15 protein-coding genes are annotated in these 21,559 nt (G+C 64.1%); 7 read left to right on the plus strand and 8 right to left on the minus strand.

Annotated features, from left to right (window positions below; all coding sequences use genetic code 11):
- Positions 1-29: 29 nt before the first annotated feature.
- The gene (locus AOP79_RS01370) at positions 30-1,130 is read right to left on the minus strand and encodes a YlbL family protein (RefSeq protein ID WP_062069719.1); all 1,101 of its coding nucleotides are present in this window, start codon (positions 1,128-1,130) and stop codon (positions 30-32) included.
- Positions 1,131-1,241: 111 nt separating this feature from the next.
- Here AOP79_RS01370 and AOP79_RS01375 point away from each other — a divergent pair, with 111 nt between their 5' ends.
- From AOP79_RS01375 to AOP79_RS01380, 3 genes are all read left to right on the plus strand, one after another.
- A complete protein-coding gene (locus AOP79_RS01375) occupies positions 1,242-2,645 on the plus strand; it encodes a zinc-dependent metalloprotease (RefSeq protein ID WP_062069721.1) in 1,404 nt (467 codons plus the stop codon).
- A 141-nt stretch (positions 2,646-2,786) separates the two neighbouring features.
- Complete coding sequence (locus tag AOP79_RS11885; protein WP_162836184.1) at positions 2,787-2,945, plus strand: DUF5679 domain-containing protein; 159 nt, start codon at positions 2,787-2,789, stop codon at positions 2,943-2,945.
- Between the two features lie 235 nt (positions 2,946-3,180).
- The gene (locus tag AOP79_RS01380) at positions 3,181-3,972 is read left to right on the plus strand and encodes a hypothetical protein (RefSeq protein WP_062069723.1); all 792 of its coding nucleotides are present in this window, start codon (positions 3,181-3,183) and stop codon (positions 3,970-3,972) included.
- Between the two features lie 35 nt (positions 3,973-4,007).
- Here AOP79_RS01380 and AOP79_RS01385 read toward each other — a convergent pair whose 3' ends face one another.
- Together AOP79_RS01385 and nudC are read right to left on the minus strand one after the other, a co-directional pair.
- Positions 4,008-6,056, minus strand: a complete 2,049-nt coding sequence (locus AOP79_RS01385) for an ATP-dependent DNA helicase UvrD2 (RefSeq protein ID WP_062069725.1) — start codon at positions 6,054-6,056, stop codon at positions 4,008-4,010.
- Between the two features lie 14 nt (positions 6,057-6,070).
- Positions 6,071-7,021: an NAD(+) diphosphatase gene (nudC, locus tag AOP79_RS01390; protein ID WP_062069727.1), complete on the minus strand. Its 951-nt coding sequence runs from the start codon at positions 7,019-7,021 to the stop codon at positions 6,071-6,073.
- A 98-nt stretch (positions 7,022-7,119) separates the two neighbouring features.
- Here nudC and AOP79_RS01395 point away from each other — a divergent pair, with 98 nt between their 5' ends.
- A complete protein-coding gene (locus tag AOP79_RS01395; RefSeq protein ID WP_062069729.1) occupies positions 7,120-8,061 on the plus strand; it encodes a phosphotransferase in 942 nt (313 codons plus the stop codon).
- On the opposite strand, the gene AOP79_RS01400 is transcribed toward AOP79_RS01395, so the two are convergent.
- The 3 genes from AOP79_RS01400 to AOP79_RS01410 form a co-directional block, all read right to left on the minus strand.
- Positions 8,058-11,342, minus strand: a complete 3,285-nt coding sequence (locus AOP79_RS01400) for an ATP-dependent helicase (RefSeq protein ID WP_062069731.1) — start codon at positions 11,340-11,342, stop codon at positions 8,058-8,060. The genes AOP79_RS01395 and AOP79_RS01400 overlap by 4 nt on opposite strands.
- The gene (locus tag AOP79_RS01405) at positions 11,339-14,482 is read right to left on the minus strand and encodes a UrvD/REP family ATP-dependent DNA helicase (RefSeq protein ID WP_062069733.1); all 3,144 of its coding nucleotides are present in this window, start codon (positions 14,480-14,482) and stop codon (positions 11,339-11,341) included. Before AOP79_RS01405 ends, AOP79_RS01400 begins: the two co-directional genes overlap by 4 nt.
- Positions 14,483-14,559: 77 nt before the next feature.
- On the minus strand, positions 14,560-15,510 hold the full coding sequence (locus tag AOP79_RS01410; RefSeq protein WP_062069735.1) for a DUF3152 domain-containing protein: 951 nt from the start codon (positions 15,508-15,510) through the stop codon (positions 14,560-14,562).
- A 68-nt stretch (positions 15,511-15,578) separates the two neighbouring features.
- On the opposite strand from AOP79_RS01410, the gene AOP79_RS01415 reads away from it, so the two are divergent.
- From AOP79_RS01415 to trhO, 3 genes are all read left to right on the plus strand, one after another.
- Positions 15,579-15,797 carry a DUF3107 domain-containing protein gene (locus tag AOP79_RS01415; RefSeq protein WP_062069737.1) on the plus strand — a complete coding sequence of 73 codons (219 nt, stop codon included), beginning with the start codon at positions 15,579-15,581 and terminating at the stop codon, positions 15,795-15,797.
- A 194-nt stretch (positions 15,798-15,991) separates the two neighbouring features.
- Positions 15,992-17,614 carry a DEAD/DEAH box helicase gene (locus tag AOP79_RS01420; RefSeq protein ID WP_062069739.1) on the plus strand — a complete coding sequence of 541 codons (1,623 nt, stop codon included), beginning with the start codon at positions 15,992-15,994 and terminating at the stop codon, positions 17,612-17,614.
- A 6-nt stretch (positions 17,615-17,620) separates the two neighbouring features.
- Complete coding sequence (trhO, locus tag AOP79_RS01425; RefSeq protein WP_062069741.1) at positions 17,621-18,499, plus strand: oxygen-dependent tRNA uridine(34) hydroxylase TrhO; 879 nt, start codon at positions 17,621-17,623, stop codon at positions 18,497-18,499.
- 97 nt (positions 18,500-18,596) lie between these two features.
- On the opposite strand, the gene AOP79_RS01430 is transcribed toward trhO, so the two are convergent.
- Positions 18,597-19,742 (minus strand): glycerate kinase family protein, encoded by a 1,146-nt coding sequence (locus AOP79_RS01430; protein ID WP_062069743.1) that lies wholly within the window; start codon positions 19,740-19,742, stop codon positions 18,597-18,599.
- On the minus strand, positions 19,742-21,448 hold the full coding sequence (locus AOP79_RS01435; RefSeq protein WP_062069745.1) for an alpha-amylase family glycosyl hydrolase: 1,707 nt from the start codon (positions 21,446-21,448) through the stop codon (positions 19,742-19,744). Before AOP79_RS01435 ends, AOP79_RS01430 begins: the two co-directional genes overlap by 1 nt.
- Positions 21,449-21,559: the final 111 nt, after the last annotated feature.

The following is a 21,559-nucleotide window of genomic DNA, read 5'->3' on the forward strand; positions in this document are numbered from 1 at the left end:
CGCTACTGCGTGTGTGGGGTCAAGCGTAATCAAGGTGCGGTGCAGCTGGCTAGTGCGGAAGTGTCGTCGGCGCCGATGGCCTGAATGGCCTCATAAGCATCGTCGATGGTGTCCACTGCAAAGACCTCGATGCCATCTGGCACGTGGTCGACGACCTCGTTGCAATTCTCGACGGGAGCCAAGAAGAATGCGGCACCGGCATCTCGCGCCCCGTACATCTTCATCTGGATGCCGCCGATCGGACCTACATCGCCATCGGCGGCGATCGTTCCAGTACCGGCGACGTGCTGGCCGTTAAGTTCGTCCTCTTCGGTGAGTTTGTCGAGGATGCCTAGCGAGAACATCATTCCCGCACTGGGGCCACCCACCTTGTCGATCTGAACGGTCACATCGATCGGCAGATCAAAGTCGGGGTTGATGTACAACCCCATGATGGCGTTGCCTTCACCATCGTCGCCCAACTCAAACGTCGCTTCGTCGTCTGTCCCATCGCGCTCGTAGCCGAGCGTGATGGTGTCACCAGGACTGTGGGCAGTCACGGCATCGGTCAGTTCCGTGAAGGTGGAGATTTCCGCACCGTCGACCGACGTCACGATGTCTCCAGGCTCGACGAGCCCTACAGCGTTCGACTCTGGGGACAGTTCCGCCACCTCAAGCACAGCCGGAACTGGTTCACCCAGCACTTCGAGCGCAGCTACCGTGGCGGCTTCTTGCGACGTCACCCATTCCACCTGCGACTGCTCGTCGAACTGCTCTTCCTGATCGGGCGTGCCAAAGACCGCCTCCTCTGGCTGCGTGTAACGCTCTGGCGACATCCAGCCGCGCAGCACCGGGCCCAAGGTAAACATCTGTGAACTCGACCGCGCCACAGACACCGTAGTCAGGCGTAACTCACCTGAAGCGGGGTACGTCTCGGCTCCGTCGATCTGAACGAGCGGCGTACCTTCGTCGTCTTCGGAAAGAGTGTCGTAGGTGGGACCAGGTCCACCGATAGCGAATTGAGCGGGAAGGACAGACAACAGCGCCAGCAATACAGCCGCAACCAGGCCGGCCGCAGACATCACGGCGTAGCGGTGCGGACCGATCTCCCCTGAAGCGGGAGCGGCGGAGTCAGTCTCGTCGACGGGCATCACCTGCCCATCATTGCTTATAGCGAACGATGCGCCCAATCCATGTGGAATCGGGATACTTTGGACGCGACGCACTTGCCGTGCGCCCGCCACTGAATTCAGGAGATCCGCGTGAGCGACGAGAACACCCCATGGATGCGCCTGCTGCGTGAACTCTTCGGAGACGACGCTGAAGAGGCCATGGAGCAGCTACAGCGCATGGGCATGGACCCCAGCGCGTTGGCGCAGGCATCCGGCATGCTCGAAAACCCCGCGATGATGGATCACGTCCTCTCCCAGATCCGCTCCTTGGTCACGCAGTCCGCGGGCGAAGACGTGAACTGGACCCTCGCCCACGACGTCGCCCGCGGCGTCGCCGCTCAGGGTGGCGACCCCACGATCACCGAATCCGTGGCACACGACTATCGGCAAGCGGTTTCACAAGCCGAGCTGTGGCTCGATGCCGCCACGGACTTTGACCCCTCGCACCTCACTCCGAAGGTGTGGAGCCGAGCAGAATGGATCGAAGCCACGCTTCCTACGTGGCAAGTCATCACGGGACCCGTCGCAGTCAGCGTCTCTCAAGCGTTGGGCTCGATTCTCCGCGGAGCGCAAGAGGACCCCGCCATGTCCGCGATCCTTCCCGGGAGCGACGCCTCAGGACTGGTGGGTTCTGTGAGCCCCACTGTCTGCGGCATGCACATGGGACAGGTCGCGGGACAGATGGCTCGCGAATCGTTCGGCGCCACAGATCTGGGCTTCCCCCTCCTGGCGGAGTCCCGAGTGGCCCTTGTTCCCAGCGCCATTGACGAGTTTGCCACTGGCCTCGACATCGACAAGAACGAGGTCATCACCTTCCTCGCCCTCCGCGAGGCAGCACACGTCCGCCTGTTCAATGCGGCACCGTGGCTCCCCGGCCACCTGCACCACCTCATCGAGCGCTACGCCAGCGGCATCAACATCGACCTCGAAGCGCTCGACAGCGCGGTCAACGACATCGGCATGTCTGACCCTGCCAAGCTTCAGGAGGCCCTCACGCGCGGCATCTTCCAGCCCCACCACTCGGAGGAGCAGGAAGCAACACTGGGGTCGATCGAGACACTGCTCGCCCTCATCGAGGGATGGGTGGATGAGGTCACCCTCCGCGCCGCTGCGCCACACCTGCCTTCTATCGGTGCGCTCAGTGAGATGCTGCGCCGCCGTCGCGCGGCAGGCGGCCCCGCAGAGGACGCGTTTGCCACGTTGCTCGGGCTCGAGCTCCGCCCCCGTCGCATGCGCGAAGCCACGGCACTGTGGCGGGAACTGACGATTCGCGCGGGAGAAGAAGAACGCGACCGCGTGTGGTCGCACCCCGACGTCATCCCCACCGGGGACGACCTACAGCAGGCCAGCGCCTGGATTGATCGGTGGCTCTCTGGTCCTGACGCAGAGGACGAGGTTGACCGCGAACTCGAGGCCATGTTGAACGCAGCGACGTCCGACGACGACCCCAGCGACACTGGACCAGACACCGGCACGGACCCAGACCGCCCGTAAATCTCCACAAAAACGACACGACGACAGGCCTGTTCAGCGCGAATTGCCGCGCGCGCGTCTACGCTGTGTTGTGATTGGCCCCTGTGGTCACCAGGTGCGAGGCGTTCATCCGCCTTGCAGAACCTAACAAAGGAGAAGGCTATGGCCGACAAGTACCAGGGTGAGTTTTACTGCGTGAAGTGCAAGGACAAGCGCACCACTGAGGGCGATGTCGTCGTATCCGAGAACGGCCGACGCATGGCGAAGGGCACCTGCCCCGAGTGTGGCACCAAGCTCAACCGCATTCTTGGCAAGGCCTGAGCACCAGCCTCACGCAACTTTTGAGAACGGCCGTCCCACTTCGGGGCGGCCGTTTCGCGTCTCAGCGAGGGCTCTACAAGGCATCGACGCATCCGCCTGTTCATGCGTGCTTCCCTTCACATTCGAGGCAGCGAACGCTCGTGCGGGCGCCCACGTGCGTCATGCGATGTGACCGTGCGCCACATCGATGTGGATAACCCGCGACGGGCGCGGGCGACCTGCCACGGTGGTGCCTATGGAACCCCAGCCGCTTCCTCCCGTCCTTTTCCTCCCCGGTGGAGCTGTGCGCATCGGCATTCATAGCCACACTGTGGTGGAAGGTTTGACGGTAGACGAGCAGCGAGCGTGGGCTCGGGCGGAGACAGCCCTCTCTCCACCACCGGACCTCTCCGCTCTGAAATCTCTGGACCCCGCGATGGAGTTCACCACAGGCGCAACAGTTCGGGTGCGCGGGGCCGATGCCGTGGTCGGGCCATGCGCGCAGGCCCTCACCGCACGCGGCATCACCGTAGGAGTGGATTCGCTCGACGGCACACGCCACTACCCCCACTTTCCGGCTGTCACGCGTGGACTCCTAGGCACCGTTCCAGCATCCACACCACCACTCCACGACCATCAGCGCGTCGACATCGAAGTGTTGGTGTCAATGGCAAGCCCCTCGCCTATCGCGGCGAGCCTTCTCCCCCAGGACCAACCTCATCTCTTGGTGCTCACTGATGAGGCTGGTGTCACCGTCGGGCCTCTCGTGGTGCCCGGCTCCACAGCCTGTGGCACATGCCTCGACCTGCACCGCACCGACGAGGACCCGACCTGGCCGTACGTCGCAATCCAGTGCCAGGGCCGTCCCGCTCAGATTGACCCCGCCATTGCGCTCGATGTGGCGTGTGCCGTGGCACGCGCATGCGAGGCGCACCTCGCTGGCCAGGAATCCATGGTGTGGCGCATTGAGCGCCACCAGACATATGCAACGCCTACCCCGGCGCCCCACCCGTGGTGCGCGTGCACTGACGTCGCCCACGACGGCTAGCCTCAACAACGCACCCCGCGTGCGCCGCGAGACCGCTAGTGCTCGGCGACGACCTCAAGAATCTGAAGGCCATAAGTCTCAAGCTTCGACGACCCGATGCCTCTCACAGTCGCCAACTCGCCCAGTGTCCCGGGCCGCAGGCGCGCAATCTCCGCCATCGTCGAGTCCACCATCACCGTAAACGCGGGCTTGCTCACCGCTTGGGATACGGCGAGGCGCCATGCTTTCAGCGACTCGTACAGGCGTAAATCTTCCGGCCCCATATCGGCGAGGCCCTCCTTGACCGATGTGCGCCGTGCCCGCGGGGCCGCGCCATCGGGCCAGAAGGACTCCAGAAAACGGGTGCGCTTGCGCGTGGCACGTCCTCCGACCTTGCGTGCACGCGCGAAACTCAACGACAAATGCTCACGTGCACGGGTGATGCCGACGTACAGCAGACGCCGTTCCTCCTCGATCGACTCGGAGCTCTCAGCCATCGAGATCGGAATAAGTCCTTCTGAGCATCCCGCGATGAAGACCGCATCCCACTCCAAACCCTTCGCGGCATGGATCGTTGTGAGGGTGACGCCCTCCACCGTGGGTGCGTGCTGCGCCTGTGCGCGCTCCACCAAATGCTCCACGAACTCACGCATCGTCGCACCACCGGAGCCACTGCTCGCATCACCGGGTTCAGGGGCAGCGCCCGCATCGGCTTCACGGGCAGGAGCGCCACCCGCGTCCGCATCGAAATCATCGGCGAGTTGCACGAGCGATTGGAGCGACTCCCATCGGTCTCGCACCGCGCCACGAGCCGCAGGGGCCTCTTCCGCCCACCCAATGTCCTCGACCGCCTCGCGCACCGCCTGGCCTAGAGGCTTGGAATCAGCTGTCACAGCTGCTCCGCGCAAAAGGACCATCGCCTTGCGCACCTCTTCCCGGTCGAAGAACCGCTGGCCACCGCGGATCAGGTAGCCGATGCCGCGTTCAGCCAGCGCCTCTTCGAGCACCTCCGACTGACCATTGATGCGATACAAGATGGCGATCTCCGACGCGGGCACGCCACTAGCGGTAAGCCTGCCGATAGCGCTGGCGATGCCTGCCGCCTCAGCGTGCTCGTCTTCGTAGGCGGTGAAAACAGGTTCGGGTCCCCGTGGACGTTGTGCCACGAGCTCGACGCCCGCTTGACCCGCTCCGCGTTGCGCCATCAGGCCGTTGGCGAGACGCACAACCTGCGGCGTTGAGCGATAGTCACGCACCAAACGCACCGTCTGCGCCGCTTCATAGGTGCGGGTGAAACCCAAAAGGTGCTGAGGAGATGCGCCAGCAAAGGAGTAGATGGTCTGAGCGGGATCGCCCACGACGCACAACTCTTCACGGCCACCCATCCACTGCTCAAGGAGAAACTGCTGGAGAGGAGAAACGTCCTGGTATTCGTCCACGACAAAGTGGCGATACTGGCGGCGAATCTGGTCGCCCACCTCGACATGGCGGCCAATAATGTCGGCAAGAAGGAGCAGGATGTCCTCAAAGTCGAGGACCACCGCCTGCGTCTTTGCGTCCTCGTACGCGCGCATCACATCAGCCATCTGCGTGGCCTCAACCCCTGCGGGGGTTGGCCGTCCCACTCGCGCAATGTGGCTCGCATAGTCTTCTGGTGCCACGAGCGACACCTTCGCCCACTCGATCTCACTGGCGAGGTCTCGTACGGTCAGTCGGTCAGGTTTGAGTCCCGTATGGCGAGCCGCACGTCCCACGAGCGGTGCTTTCTGCTCAACGAGTTGCGGCATCTGGCCACCCACGACCTGCGGCCAGAAGTAACTGAGCTGGCGCAGCGCGGCGGCGTGAAAGGTGCGGGCTTGCACCCCTTCCACGCCTAGAGACTTGAGGCGCTGTCGCATTTCCCCAGCTGCCCGCGCAGTAAACGTCACGGCAAGCACCGACTGCGGGTTGTAGGCGGAGACGCGCACGCCGTAAGCAATGCGATGGGTGATGGCGCGCGTCTTTCCTGTGCCAGCTCCGGCGAGGACACAGACGGGCCCGTGCAGGGCAGTCGCCACCTCTCGCTGTTCAGGATCGAGGGCCTCAAGGATCTTGTCAGCAGACATCGCGCATCATCATCTCAGGCACCAGCGGCCCCGGTAGACCGTGCATCAGCGACATCGGCATCTGGATTCTCAGGCGTCACGAACGGCTTGCCATGCCAGTGCTCAACCATGGCACGCGCGATCGAGCCCCGCGGCGGCGGGACAACCTCGCCCAAGGCTATGGCCGCAGCAAGTTCGTCGCGGGTGAGCCACTGCGCGGCTTCGATCTCGTGCTGGTCGAGATCCAATTCAGTGGTGACAGCACGCGCGTGAAAGCCCGTCATGAGCGAAGCCGGGAATGGCCACGGCTGCGAACCTACATACGTCACATCCGTCACTTCGATGCCGACTTCCTCGCGTACCTCACGGTGAACCGTTTGCTCCAGGCTTTCACCGGGCTCGACAAACCCAGCAAGCAACGAGAAGCGACGGGTCGAAAAACCCACTCCGTGGGCCAACAAGATGCGATCCTCCGCATCTGTGATCAGCACGATCATCGCCGGATCCGTACGGGGATAGTGATCGCGATCGCACCTGTCGCAGTGGCGGATCCAGCCCCCATGTCGGATCGACGTCTCAGTTCCACACGAGGCACAGAACCTGTTGTGGTGGTGCCACGCCGCCATGCCGGCGGCCGTTCGGGCGACCTCAACATCGCCAGCCGCATCGGAATCCGTTGCGGCACTCTCGATAAACGTACGCAACGGCACCATGCGACTGTTGCGGGCATCGGCCTGGCCAACAGCGGCCTCGAGATCGTCAGGAACCACAAGCACAACTGGCAGATCGTCACGGATTCCGAGGAGCACCCTGACATCGCCAGCAGGGGCGTCGCCAGGTGCCCTGCGAGCTAACCGTGTGCCCTGCGCTTCAATGGCTCCGTTGGCCACCACCACCGCTTCGGCGGCCGCGAGCGGGTAGTCGTCGCGGTGCAGCGCTGCCCGATCCAGCAGCAGGGCCGAGGTCAAGAACGGAGAAGCAGTCACCCGCACACGCTACGGCACCGCACTGACACCGCGTCGCAGAATCCCTCTCTGCGGCGTGGAACCTGGCGTATCACCGTGTTTCGCTCTACCGTGAGCACGTGCCTCGTTCTCCGCTCGCGCTCGCCGCGCTCGCGTCGGTCGCCATTCCCGGCCTCGACGTCTACAACGTGTTGCGTAGCCCCAACTCGGACAGCGACTTCGACGTTGTTGTCGTCAAGGACGCGACGGGGCAGCGGTGGATTGTGCGAGCGCCCTTACGGGCCGCCGCTGGAGCCGCCCTTGAGGCTGAGAGCGGGCTCCTGAAGGCGCTTGGTCGCGCACACGACACGAGTTTGGTCTCGTTCGACGTTCCCCGCCCCAAGGGTGCGGCATCGATGTCGAACCCGGACGACGGCCGTGCCGTGGTGTACACCGAGGTTCCTGGAGCGCCGCTGGTGCTGGCGCGGCTTGAACCGGGGCCTGGCCTCACAGCAAACCTGGGCCGCGCTCTCGCTGAGATTCATGAACTCCCACCGACCCTCGTCGAAGACGAGGGGCTACCCATGTACGACGCGGAAGAGTACCGCCAGCGCCGCATGGCGGAACTGGATGCAGGCATCGCGACCGGCAAGATCCCGCCTCGCCTCGCGGATCGCTGGGAACGTCAACTCGAGAACGTCTCGTGGTGGCGCTTTGAACCCTCGGTCGTCCATGGAGATTTGGGCGAGCACCAGATCATGGTGAGCGGCGACAGCGTGCGCGGCATTGTTGACTGGATGGATGCGCGGGTGGCAGATCCGGCGGACGACCTCGCGTGGCTCGTGGCTTCCGCGCCTGAGGACATCCTGGACACCATCATGGAGGCGTACCGCATGCGTCGCCGCGAGACCCCTGACGCTCACCTGCTTGACCGCGCCCGCCTCGCCTCAGAATTAGCGTTGCTCCGGTGGCTCATGTACGGCGTCCGCACCGACAACGCGGACGTCATTGCGGATGGCGAAGGCATGCTCGCTGATCTTGAAACTTTGCTCTTCGATTCCGATGACGACGACCTTACTTAACTGCGGTCCCACATCTGTGAGTCTTCTCCCCTGACAAGGGCCACGAGCTCTTGCCTCGACAAGAGCCGCTCAGGCCTCACTGTCTGATTCGCGCCCGCATAGTAGAACGCCGCGTCCACGTCCTCAACAGGAATGCTCTTCCATTCCGACCACGCCAGGCGATAGACCGCAAGCTGCACTTCGCGCGCGGCACGTTCAGCATCGTCACGCGGTGGCCGACCTGACTTCCAATCCACCACCGTGACTTTGTCGAGTCCTCGCCCGGGAGGGAACACCGCGTCGATGCGGGAGCGAATCGTCACGCCACCCATCGGCAGCTCGACTGCAACCTCGATGTCGCTAGGCGCCCTTCCGAACCATTCGGACTCAGCAAAGGCTTCTTTGAGTCGATCCAGATCAGGGCTAGTCATTGCGACTGCATCGCCGTCAAGGTCGTCGAGTGTAAACAATGCACTGCGCCCGTAGTGCGCTTCAACCCACGCGTGAAAGGCGTTGCCTACTTCAGCAGCGACAGTCGGTTCTTGTGGCACGGGACGCCGCAATTGCTGGGCATACGCGTCCCGGTCACGCTGGAGCGCCACAAGTGCCGACGTCGTGAGGTGTGCGGGAATCGTGACCTCGGGTCCGCTGCCTCGCTGAAGGTCACGTTCCACGAGGAACGCCTCGGCCTCGGTAGCCCACGGCAATGAGGGGTCGACCACACCTGCAAGCGCCTCGGGAGAGTCCAGAGCTTTCACGACTTCAGCAGCCAACACACGCCGACGCTCCTGTTCCGCAGTCGCGGGAGCAGGCCACCACTGTTCTGTGGGCGGCGGCACGACGCGCTCGGCGTCGGGCTCCGGCTGAGGACTCCAGCCGTCGGTGTCGACGAGCCCTGCTTCGATGCATTCGCGCAGGAAGAGGGACGGGCGCGCCAGAGCTTTCCCGGAAGTCCACCACGAGCCCGAGAGCAGGACGTGCGAACGGGCGCGAGTCAAAGCAACGTAGAAGAGCCGGCGCTCCTCGTCGACACGATGGAGTCCCGCCTCTGCCCTGAAGGCGTCAATCGACGCACGCAGACTCGGACGGTCATGAACTTCCGAGAGGTCCCAGAGCGGCAGATCTTCTTTGTCGAGCCTCAGCGGGTACGGAAGGTTTCCGGCACCGGACAGCCATCCCGAGTCATTGACCTGGCACTCGCCCTCGTCGGTGAACTTGGGAACTCCCCCAGAGGGGAACTGGCTCCGGGAACTCCGCCCTGTTCCTTCAGTCAGGCCGGGGACGGCCACGACGTCCCATTCGAGACCTTTGGCGCTGTGACACGTCAGCACTTGTACTGCGCCCGGCTCGGGTTCCTTGACGGGCGCGGTGAGGCCCCGTTCCTCATTCGCTGCGGCGGTGAGCCACGAAAGGAAGGCGCCCAGCGTCGCGCGTTCGGCTCCTGCCGCGAATCCGCGTGCGGCATCAACAAAAGCATCGACGTTGCGAGTGGAGCGCCCATCGGGATGCGCGACAGCGGCCTCGATGTCGAGACCCCAGGCGCGCTCCGCGAAAATGATCAGCTCTGTGAGGGTCAGGTAGCTGTGCTCCCGGATGCTCCGCACAACTGTGTGGAGGGATTCCAACCGGCGACGGGCCACTGCCGTGAGTTGTCGACCTTGCTGCGACACCCACTCTGGATCCGGGAGATCGTCGAGCGCATCGACAATCGTGACAGCCTCATCGTCATCTCGTCGCGCATCCCTCATCGCCCAATCCTTGAGCGCCATGAGGTCTCCGGGACCTAGCGCGACCCGCTCCCCCGTGAGTAGACGCATCAACGAGTCACCGCGTGATGGGTCATGGACCACCTGGAGCAGCGCAATCAGTTCCGCAACTTCCGGGGTGTCAATGAGCCCGCCAAGTCCCACGACTTCATGGTCAACGCCTGCCGCGGTGAGCGCCGCCACGATTGCGGGGAACTGCGCCCTACGGCGGCACAAGATCGCTGCCGTCACGGGCCGGGAGCGCCCTCGGTGTTGCCCGAGTTCGGCCGAACGGCGCTGAATGTACTCGACGACGGATGCCGCCTCGTCAGGAATGTCCGTAGCCATCATGCTTTGCACTGCCGGGGCTACGCGCGACGGCTCGGGCGTTCCCAGGAACTGTCCCTTGGACTTGAGTGGCTCCACCGTGACTTTGGGATGGACGGGCAGTGCGGAAGCCACGCCGTTAGCAGCCGCCAGTATCGCGGCCTCGTTGCGCCACGACACTGACAAGGTGCGGCTACGGACGATGTCGGGTCCGCCAAAGAGGTCGACGAACGATGACAATGCGCTCGCAGACGCCCCGCGGAAACCATAGATGGCCTGGTTGGGGTCACCCACTGCCATGACGGGGTGATCCTGGCCAAAGATTCGTGCGAAGAGTTGCAGTTGCGCGGGCGAGGTGTCTTGGAACTCATCGAGGAGCACCACTCGGTAGCGGCTCCGTTCGATGGCTTGCACGGCTTCGACATCGGCGAGTTGCACGCCGTAGGCCACTTGATCTGAGAAGTCGAGGTATGCGCCCAGGCGCTTGCGTCGCTGGAACTCTTCGACCATAGGCATCAGTTCTGCCAGGCGCGCGACCTGCGCGAGGTCTTTCGCCTCGGCCGTAGGGGTGCCAGTTCTGGTCTCCAGGGCAGTCCCCGTCTTGGAAGGCATCGCGCCAAGGTCTGTGAGGAGGCCGGTGGCCCACGTGCGCGCTTGAGCGGGCGTCACGAGATGCTCCCGCAACTGGGAACTCAACTGCACGATCGCGCTGGTGAGCGTGCTCTGCGCAGAGGCCACGTTCACCGGCTCGGTCCAATGGGACACGATGTCATGGGCTATCTGCCACAGTGCAGCATCCGTCAGCGTGACCGACTCTGGGTCCACCCCGAGGCGCAGACCGTGCTCAGCGACCAAAGCGGCCGAGTAGCCGTTGTAGGTTGCGACGGACGCTGGTGGGCGTGCGGGATCGTCTCCAAATACCGCTCGGAATCGTTCTGCTGAGCGCTCGGAGATCTCGGCTGCAGCCTTGCGCGTAAAGGTCAGGCAGAGGATCTCGTCGGGGCTGATGGGCCGCCCGCACAACTCCTCTGCGTGGTCCAGCAGGTACACCATGCGCATGGAGAGGGTTTCGGTTTTGCCGGACCCGGCTCCGGCCACCACGAGCGTCGGTTCGAGTCCTGCACCGATGATGGCTTCCTGCTCGGGCGTCGGTGGGGCATCGGGATTGATCAGCGCGGCGAGTTCCGCAACGCTCCTGGCTTGTCCGAGGACCACTCCGTCATCGCTCATGCGCCACTCACCTGCGTACCCTCAGGCTGGATTGGGCAGGAGCGCCGTACCGGACACATCCCGCACATGTCGTTCTCGACCGCCAAGAATTGCGGTGCTCGCATGGCGTCAACGATGCGCTCCAAACGCTGTTCCTGCTCGGGGATATCGATGGCTTCCTGTGCATGGCGGGTGGAGCCCACTTTCGAGCCACCGACAAAGGCTAGGGCGGCACCGCTTGCCTTCTCTACACCGGCGAAGGCATGGTGAGCAGCAGCGAGTTGATACATGGAAAGTTGTGCGTGAGTGGCCACGTCGCCGCTATACGTGGGGTCACCGGTCTTGAGGTCCACGATCGTGACTGCTTCTCCGAGGCGTTCGACGCGGTCCGCACTTCCTGCAAGTTCCGCGTCACCAATGGTGACCGAGAAGCGCTGCTCCAACAGCACCTCGTCTACGGGGTTCTTCATGAAGTAGTCAGCAAGGCGTCGCACCATCGCATCCGCCTTGGTGCGCAACTGCTTGTCCGGCAACGTCTCTGTTCCGGCGATCTCTGGCCAGCGACGGTCAAGTTCCGCAGAGAGTTCCTCGTGGCTTCCCGCTGGAAGGGTCTGCGCGATCTCGTGGATCAAGGTTCCGAGTTGCTGTTTATCTGAGTCGGCACCCACTCCTCCTGCTGACTCAAGTGCCCAGCGGAGCGTGCACCGTTCGACCCCTTCAACGCGCGATGGCGACACTCGCACCGCATCAGCGTGAGGGAAGTAGCCGGTAGTGGTTGATTGCTCCGGCACACCATGCCAGGTGCGCGGGTGTGCCCATGGGACACCCCTGATTGACAGCCGCGCGAGGGCCTGCGCGTACCGTGCACGATCCTCGGACTCAGCGGTGGCACCGTCAGCCCGAAGCCGAGCCACAACGTGCCGCAGGTCAGCCACGTACGGCACAGTTCCCGCATGTTCTCGCTGAACGCCTGCCGCGGACTCCACCCAGTCAACGAATCGCGACGGCCGTGTTTCCTCATCCTCCACGCAGGTGAGGACCAACTGGCGCCGCGCCCGCGACACGGCGACAGCAAATGATCGGGCTTCGTCATCGGCGATGACCTTGCGAGATGAGGCGGCGATGTGGGTGCGCCTTTGTGCTGTCAGGAGTTCGGGGGTGGCGCGGCCGCCGATGATTTCTGCGAGGTGTTGAGACCCTAGGACGGAGTCACGCAACCGCAGGTTCGGCCAGACCCCTTCTTCCACACCGACCACCACAACGACGTCCCACTCACGCCCTGCGGCCGACGCAGGAGTCACGAACTCGACCGCGTCGACGCCCTGCGCGCGAGCACCCAAACTATCGACGGCGAAGTCCTGGGATTCCAAGTGGTTGATGAACGGCCGAGCCCCTGCAGCAGGCATCCGTTCCTCGAAGTTCTGGGCCTCGCGCAGGAGCGCCATCACCGCGTCGAGGTCTGCATCGTCACGCGCTGATCCGGCCAAGGCGTGCTCACGCCAACGGTCGACCACCTCAAGAACGGTCCACAGGGTCCAGATCACGCGCCGTGGACCTGCGGATTCCTCGCGGATCGCATGCCGAGCGGCTGCCACTGCCCGGCTCGCACGCTCTGCCGCACGACATTCTGCTCCTTGCACACTTGCCCACATTTCTGGCGCGGCCATGGCTGCTGTGAGAAGTTCAGCCGAACTTCGTGTACCTCCGCCCGCGCGTTCCTCGCGCACCAGGCCACGACGCAGGCGTCGGAGGGCAACAGGGTCGAGGCCCACGAGACGCGAGGACAGGATCATGGTGACGTCGTCCTCTGTCCACTCGTCTCCACTCGACGCGAGCGACATCATCGTCAACAGCGGCGCGATCGCACCGTGTTCATGGAGGGCAACCCCGTCACCGAGCGACGCGCACGGAATGTCGGCGCCCAGAATGTCCGATCGGACGTCGCGCAAGAGTCTATTGGATCGAGCGATGACAGCCATGGTCGACCACGGCATCGGCTTACCTTCACTGCCTTGTTGGCGCGCACGCCTGAGCGCGGCCGCAATGGCGCGTGACTGCGCATAGCGGTGGGGCGCCACGATGATGTCGACGGGCGCATCGGTGCTCGGGCGCGCCGGCACTCGTGCTGACCCGACGGATTGGGTTCCGATGTGTTCAACGATGGCGTCGGTCACGCCGTGCAGCGCAATGGCCTGACGGTGTGGGTGGGTCAGCTTGGACAGTGTGGCGCCAAAGCCGCCGTTGGCGACGTCCTGTGTGGCGTCCGCGAGCGCGCTCGGGACGGCGCCGCGATATCCCTGGACGGATTCGTCGGCATTGCCCACGAGCACAAGCCGGGCACCTCGGGTTGCAATCGCCTTGACCATCGCGATGACGGCGGCCGTCGCATCGTGGTAGTCGTCGATGATGACGAGATCCCACGAGGGTTCCGGTCCGTCGTCGTCGCTCCATGTGTCCAGCGCGAATGCCGCTTCGCGAGCCACGCTCGCTGGATCGTATTTGAGACCTTGATCGCCTGGCAGGGTACGTAGCCAAAGGTTGTCGAGATAGTCGTCCATGACGTTGGCGGCGGCAACCCACTCGCGCCTGCCCGTCTCGCGGGCCCAGCGGCGCAGGTCCTCGGGGCCTGCCCCTGCCTCAGTGGCACGCATCAGCAGATCTCGCAGTTCGTGTCGGAATCCCGGTAGCGCGGTCGCCTCGTCCGGCACTACACCGGTCCAGTCGGGGACACGGCCGTCTCCGGCGCGATGGCCCGCCAGGATGTCGCGGAGTAGCGCGTCTTGATCGGCTCCCGTGATGAGCGATGGGGCGGGTTGGTTGCGGGCCGATGCACGACTCGCCAGAATGGCGTGCGCGACCGACGCTGCCGTGCGGGCCACGGGGACACCGGTGGGAACGTCAACGGCGGCCGACACTGTGTCGCGCAGAGACGCCGCTGCCATACGCGTTGGTGCGAGGACAAGGAGTCGCTCCGGCCGGACCCCGTCACGCACGGCCTGCCGGGCAACGGCCGCAACCACGCTCGTCTTTCCGGAACCGGGTGTGCCGACCACCACGTGGTGCCCAGTTCCAGTGAGTATGGCGTCAAGGGCGGCTTGCTGCTCGGGGTCCAACTCCGGAATGGAGGAGCGGCCCTCGGGCGGCAGCAACGTCACGTTCATAAGGAGTACTTCACCACAACGCGCTGACATGCGGCGTCCCATGCACGGCTCACGCGTGGAGGACAGCTCATCGTGTCTTAGCTGTCGCTATCGGGCTCGGGTGTGGGGCTGGGCGCGGGCACCGGCTCGTCAGGATATGGCCACGGATTGGCGGTGCAATTGTCCGGCAACTGAGCTTGGTCCGTCATGATGAATGCGACACCGCTTGCGCAAGTGCCGTCCTCTTCTCCCATCACGTGGCCCAAGCCATGCGAGACCAGATACGCACGTGAACCGGCCCTGTCGTCGCCGTACGTAGGGATTCCTGCAGACCAGTCGTAGGCGCTGATCATGACGAGTCCCGCATCGGCGCAACTCTTGTTGTCATCTTCGGCGGTAGGCGAGGGTTCGACCGACGGTTCGGGAGTGGCGCTCGCATCGCCGACAGCACCCTCTTCAGGAGCGTCATCCGTGATTCCTAGCGACGACGCCGCGTGTGGGTTGGGGCACGTGGCAGCCGCGGTGTAGGGCGACGCAATCGCCACTCGGATATCTGCAGCACCCGAGGTCGGCACGTACTCGTAGCGGCCACGCGCACCCCAGCCGCGTGGGTCATTGAGAATGCTCAAAACGTAGTCAGCGAGCGCATCCCCGTTCATCGCAAGGCCCTCTTCGTAGTCAACCCGCACGTATCGCACACCTTGCGCGTCTCCTGTGGGCTCCCCATCCTGGGTTGCGGTGACGTAAACGCCGTTACTGGCCGATGACACGGTGAAAGTGGTAATCCCTGCGAGCCGGTCACCGTCGTCAAGTTCGCGCGTGATGGGCTCCATCGGGGGGAGCGAAACCTCGACAGTGGGGGCGACGTCGGGCGTCGGAGAGGTGGAAGGGGTGGCTTCAGGCTGTGCGAGATTGGATCCGACCAACCCGGTCATCCATCCCACGGCTATACCGGCGATGAACGCCGCAATCACCGTCACTGCAATGGCTTTCGCGGGAGGAAAGTGGATTCCCCTGGCCGCGAACAGGCCCTTGCTCCGTGCTTTCACCCCTCTACGATAGTCAACACATCGACTTATCCATGCATCTATGGAACTGAGCATCAACGGAGGCGGCAGTGGAGATTCGTATCGGCGTGCAGAACGTGGCACGCGAGATTGTTATCGAAACCGACATGAGCAGTGACGACGTGGCAGCTGCCGTTGCCGATGCCGTAGGCGGTGCCACGCTTGATCTTTCCGACTCCAAGGGGCGTCGCTTGGTGGTGCCTGCTGGCGCTCTCGGCTACGTCGAGATCGGGGAAGAAGAGAAGCGCCGCGTCGGCTTCGGCGCCTGACTCACCGCGCCTCTTGAGGCTCTGCGCGGACGACACGGTAGACTGAGGACTGACCCGGGGTTGACCGGTCGTCATGTGAAGCGCGGCGCCGCTATAGAGAGCGCAGGCCGCTAGCCCAAGATGATTCGCGATCGGCTACCCGCCGATGAAGGACGCTCAAAAGAGAAGCACCTTCCGAATCCTCGAAGGATGACATGACCGAGACACACGCCAGTGTGCAAACTGCAGACCAAACATTCGCCGATTTCTCAGTGAATCCTCGCATTGTCGAGGCGCTCGCCGATTCCGGCATTATCTCCCCCTTCCCCATCCAGGCGATGACGTTGCCCGTCGCGCTGTCGGGACACGACATCATCGGCCAGGCCAAGACTGGAACCGGTAAGACCCTGGGCTTTGGTGTCCCGGCTCTCCACCGCACCGTCTCGCCTGGCGAAGAGGGCTTCGACGAGTTGGACGAGCCGGGCAAGCCGCAGGCGCTGATCGTCGCTCCTACCCGTGAGCTCGCCGTTCAGGTGGCCGGAGACCTCGAGACCGCTTCCAAGAAGCGCTCCACCCGCATCGTCCAGATTTACGGTGGCCGTGCGTACGAGCCCCAGATCGAGGCGCTCAACCGTGGCGCTGAAGTGGTGGTGGGTACGCCCGGCCGCATGATCGATCTGCTCAACCAGGGCCACCTGGACCTGCGCTATGTGCGCACCGTGGTCTTGGACGAGGCCGATGAGATGCTGGACCTGGGCTTCCTGCCCGACGTCGAGAAGCTCCTCGCAGCAACGCCCGCATCGCGCCACACCATGCTGTTCTCCGCAACGATGCCTGGTGCGGTTGTCTCGCTGGCTCGCCGTTACATGATTCAGCCGACCCACATCCGTGCCGCCGAGCCTGACGACGATGGCGCCACCGTGAAGGCCACCACGCAGTTCGTGTACCGCGCCCACGCCTTGGACAAGGTTGAGGTGCTCGCACGCATCCTTCAGTCCGAAGGCCGCGGCCGCACGGTGGTCTTTGCCCGCACCAAGCGCACCGCCGCCAAGGTGTCCGATGAACTGCAGACCCGCGGATTCGCCGCTGGCGCTATTCACGGCGACCTGGGTCAGGGCGCCCGTGAACAGGCACTGCGAGCGTTCCGCAACTCAAAGATCGACGTTCTGGTCGCCACCGATGTGGCAGCACGCGGCATCGACGTTGATGACGTTACCCACGTCATCAACTACCAGTGCCCCGAGGACGAGAAGACGTACCTGCACCGCATCGGCCGCACCGGCCGCGCTGGCAAGACGGGTACGGCAGTCACCTTCGTAGACTGGGACGATATTCCGCGCTGGACGCTGATCGACAAGGCCCTTGACCTGGGCTACCCAGAACCCACCGAGACGTACTCGACGTCGCCGCACCTCTACGAGGACCTGGGGATCCCCGAGGGCACCAAGGGACGCCTGGCACGCGACAAGCGCACGCTGGCTGGACTGGACGCGGAGAAGCTCGAAGACCTCGGCGAGACAGGCAAGAAGCCTTCCTCCGGTGGGCGTGATGGTGGTCGCGGCGGCAACGGCGGTGGACGTCAGAGCCAGGGCCGTGGAAACGGTGGCGGACGGGGCGGTTCCGGTGGCGGACGCGGTCGTGGTCGCACTGGGGGCCAGAGTTCGCGCGGCGGTGACGGTAGCGACAAGCAGGCCGATGCCGCGAAGACAGCGAGCACCACACGTTCCGGTGGCAACTCCGAGGGCGGCCAGCGCCGTCGTCGTCGCCGTCGTTCCGGTGGCGGCCAGGGTGGCAACGCTCAGGGCAACCAGAGCACGGCCCCCGCAACCTCGGAGTAACGCGTCATGGCCGACTACAAGGTCCTCCTGTTTTACATTTTCACGCCGCTGAGCGACCCCGATGCAGTGCGCCTGTGGCAACGTGATTTGTGTGAGTCTCTTGGCCTCGGTGGCCGGATCATCCTGTCCAAGGACGGAATGAACGGCACCGTGGGCGGAGAGATCAAGGCGGTCAAGCAGTACCTCCGCAAGACGCGGGAGTACGCGGCCTTCAAGCCCATGGACGTCAAGTGGTCGATGGGCACGGGCAACGACTTTCCAAAGCTCAGCGTCAAGGTCCGTGACGAACTGGTGAGCTTCGGCGCACCCGGTGAGTTGAAGGTCGACGAGAACGGCGTGATCGGCGGCGGCAAGCATTTGACGCCCGATGCTCTCCACGAGTTGGTCGAGGAGCGGGAGGTCACGTTCTTCGATGGCCGTAACGCTGTCGAGGCGGAGATCGGACGCTTCAAGAACGCTGTCGTTCCCGATGTAGAGACCACGCGTGACTTTGTGGCCGAACTCGAGTCCGGCAAATACGACCACCTCAAGGACTCCCCTGTGGTGACGTACTGCACCGGCGGAATCCGTTGCGAAGTGCTCAGTTCACTGATGATCAATCGAGGCTTTAACGAGGTCTACCAACTCGACGGCGGCATCGTCCGTTATGGCGAGGCGTACCGTGACTCCGGTTTATGGGAAGGCTCACTGTACGTGTTCGACGGCCGTGAGGCTGTCACGTTCAGCGACGATGCAGCGGTGATCTCAACGTGCACCATCTGCGATGAGCCTTCAAACCGTCTCCAGAACTGTGACGACCCCGCCTGCCGTGAGCAGTTCGTGGTGTGTGTGACGTGCACTGAAGAAGATCGCTTTTGTGACGCCCACGCAGCACTCAAGCAATAACGAGCCGCACGCAGCCAAACTGTCGCCCTTCAACGATGGACGGCAAGAAAGTAACAATGAACGGCCTGAGAGCGCAGTTTCAGATGCGGCGAGGTGGTCACCGCGCGTGAGCGGTGGCCACCAAGGCCGTCACCTGTCGCGCTAGCCGCGTCAGTGCTTGTTCCGTGACAGCCGGGTTCATTGCCTCGGCAAGCGGAAGCGGCCGCTGGTGGATCGGCAAGACAGCGTCGATCCCATCGAGGCTCTCGGTCCCCACGGCTCCTCCCAGAGCGACGATCACCGGTGCTCCGTGCCGCCGCGCGACCACCCCGACACCGTGAGGGACCTTTCCCCACGCACTTTGCTCGTCGATGTGCCCCTCACCGGTGAACACCACATCAGCATCCGCCCACACGTGTGCGCCGGCATTCTCAAGGACCCATTCGGATCCGCTCGTGAGGTGCCCACTAAGGGCAAGCACTGCCGCCCCAAGTCCGCCGGCCGCACCTGCCCCCGGGGTCTCCCCCACTCCCGCGGGGAGGGCCGCTTCCCATACCGCCATCGCGGCCTCGAGCTGCTCAACCATCGCGGCCTGTGCGCCCTTTTGTGGCCCGAACATCCGCGCAGCTCCCGCAGGGCCACGCAACGGCGCACGCACGTCGGTCAGCCCCTGAACGGTGACCCCGCCCAGGTCAGGCAGCTCAACCGACGCGGCATTTCTGAGCAACGGATTTCCGTCAGCCGGATCGATAGCGTGACCGTCAGCATCGCGCACCAGGCCACCCAGGCCCGCCAGCATGCCGGTGCCACCGTCGGTGGTGCCGGTGCCACCGAGCCCGACCATGACAGTTCGGGGCGCGTGCTCCTTAATCACCGCGCGCATCAGCTGGCCCAACGGCAGGGATGTCGCGATCTCGGGGCTCGTTGGGTCGACGACGCCGTGCTCATCGTGGGCAAGGAGTGGCAGCCCGAGGACGGAGGCTGACTCCACGATCACGGTCTCGCCCCACAGGACATAGGGAATGTCACGCAGGGCTCCGCGCATGTCGCGCACGGCACAGGTCAACGTCTGCACACCGGGGACGCTCGCGAGCGCAGCAACGGTCCCCTCTCCACCATCGGCCACGTCAAGCACCGTGACGTCAGCATCTGCGCGGGCCGCCAGGACACCTCGTGCGACGGCGTTGCCTGCCTCAGTGCTGGTGACGGAACCCTTGAAGGAGTCCATGGCCACGACGACCCGCATCGGCTGCTTGTGCATCATCACCCTTCCTTGAGCCACACCACACCATCGGGTTGCAGATCGATCGACCCGACGGAGTCGCCCGTCAGTACATCGATGCGGTCGCGGCCTTCAATGCGTGCGGGTGTGCGTGACACGTTCACGACGACCGTCACCGCCTCGGCACCGGAGCCGCGCCGGATTGCGTAAACCTGGCTTCCCCAGTCAAGCACCTCTTGAGGCGACGTGGGAGCGAACGCCGCGTGGCGCCGGCGCACGGTCAGCATGTGAGAGAGCGCCTCAAACACGCCCCGCCGGCGAGCGTCGTGCTCAAGGCCTGACACGAGGGCGTCGGCATCGAGCTTCTCGCGGTTGATGCGCCGGTTGACCCCCGATTCCACCATTCCCGCAATGTCCGCGCGGGAACCGAACAGAGAGTGGACGTAGATCGCAGGAACTCCGATCTGGGCGAGCAGAATCGCATGTGCCGCGCGCGCACGGCTGGCAACCACAGCATCGTCCTGGCGTTCGTTGTCATCCACCAGAGCGTCGAGGTAATTCACGTTGAGCTCGTAGACACTCTGGGAGCCGTCCGGCTCCGCCGCGTACGACGCCCGGCCACCGCTGCTGTGTGCACGGTCCGCGAGCGCTTCCTGCTCTTCGGCCGTCAGGATTCCGCGTGAGGGTCGCATCCCCACGCCGTCGTGGCTTGCCAGGAAGTTGAACCAGGTGGCGTGCTCGCCCAGGTCTTCCAGATGGCGTGACCATTCGCTCAGACGGCTCGCGGAGCCTGACAGGAAGGAGTGGAGCACAAGCGGCGGCAAGGCGAATTGGTAGACCATGTGCGCCTCATCGGTAAGGTCCCCGAAGTACGAGATGTTGTCCGGGTGCGGCACATTCGTTTCCGTGAGGAGTTTCACTCCCGGTGCTACGTGATCGAGGATCGCTCGCCATATCTTGACGATGGCGTGGGTGCCGGGCAGGTGGATGCAGGATGTTCCGGATTCCTTCCATAGGTATCCGATGGCGTCGAGCCGGATGGTGGTGGCTCCTTGTGCGACGTAGGCAAGCAGAACGTCGGTGAGCGCTTCAAGCGTCGCGGGATTGGCGGCGTTGACGTCAACCTGGTCTCGCCCAAAGGTGCTCCACGCGCGGACGATGGAGCCATCAGGACGCTCATAGCGGTGAGTCAAGGGGCTCGTCCGGGGCCGCACCACCTGGCTGGTGTCGAAATCGTCAGCGGGCGTGACAAAGAAGTCGGCGTATTCGGGGTCGCGCTCAAGCCAGCCGCGGAACCAGCCGGCCTCCGATGACATGTGATTGGCAACAAAGTCCAGGGCAATTCCGCGATTCTGGGCGAGGGCAGTGACGTCATCCCAGTCTCCGAGCGCCGGGTCAACCTGGTGGTAGTCCGTCACTGCGAAGCCGTCATCGGAGGTCCACGGGAAGATCGGCAGCAGGTGGACATCGGAGATCAACGGGCCGACGGTGGCGTCTAGCGTGTGGCGCAGGGTCGCCAGGGGTGCCTGGTCCGGGCGCCGTATGGAGTCGCCGTAGGTGATGAGGTAGGCCGTGCGTTCCGTCATGGACGCCGATGCCGGGGCTCCGCCCTGGGCGACAAACCGGGCTGTCGCTGCGAGCAGGCGCTCACGGATGTTGGCCGCTTGCGCAGTGTCGTCGGTGAGGACCGCGATGAGTGGCTCGAGGTTCTTGGAGAGATCGCCATTGATCGTAGGCACGGAAGTCATCCTTTGCTTCATGTCATGAGTGGTGACGTGAGAGTCACGCTTTAGTAACAGTGTTGCACACCTTTTGTCTAACTGTTATACATATCTCATGGCGCAGGTGCCAAGCCTCCG

The organism is Demequina sediminicola, from assembly GCF_000975055.1.
GTDB lineage: Bacteria > Actinomycetota > Actinomycetes > Actinomycetales > Demequinaceae > Demequina > Demequina sediminicola.

Bases quoted from the DNA above. Each gene is read 5' to 3' on its own strand.
- AOP79_RS01370 (WP_062069719.1), bottom strand. From the start codon at position 1,130: ATGCCCGTCGACGAGACTGACTCCGCCGCTCCCGCTTCAGGGGAGATC.
- AOP79_RS01380 (WP_062069723.1), top strand. From the start codon at position 3,181: ATGGAACCCCAGCCGCTTCCTCCCGTCCTTTTCCTCCCCGGTGGAGCT.
- AOP79_RS01430 (WP_062069743.1), bottom strand. From the start codon at position 19,742: ATGATGCACAAGCAGCCGATGCGGGTCGTCGTGGCCATGGACTCCTTC.
- trhO (WP_062069741.1), top strand. From the start codon at position 17,621: ATGGCCGACTACAAGGTCCTCCTGTTTTACATTTTCACGCCGCTGAGC.
- AOP79_RS01435 (WP_062069745.1), bottom strand. From the start codon at position 21,448: ATGACTTCCGTGCCTACGATCAATGGCGATCTCTCCAAGAACCTCGAG.
- AOP79_RS11885 (WP_162836184.1), top strand. From the start codon at position 2,787: ATGGCCGACAAGTACCAGGGTGAGTTTTACTGCGTGAAGTGCAAGGAC.
- AOP79_RS01400 (WP_062069731.1), bottom strand. From the start codon at position 11,342: ATGAGCGATGACGGAGTGGTCCTCGGACAAGCCAGGAGCGTTGCGGAA.
- AOP79_RS01405 (WP_062069733.1), bottom strand. From the start codon at position 14,482: ATGAACGTGACGTTGCTGCCGCCCGAGGGCCGCTCCTCCATTCCGGAG.
- AOP79_RS01420 (WP_062069739.1), top strand. From the start codon at position 15,992: ATGACCGAGACACACGCCAGTGTGCAAACTGCAGACCAAACATTCGCC.
- AOP79_RS01385 (WP_062069725.1), bottom strand. From the start codon at position 6,056: ATGTCTGCTGACAAGATCCTTGAGGCCCTCGATCCTGAACAGCGAGAG.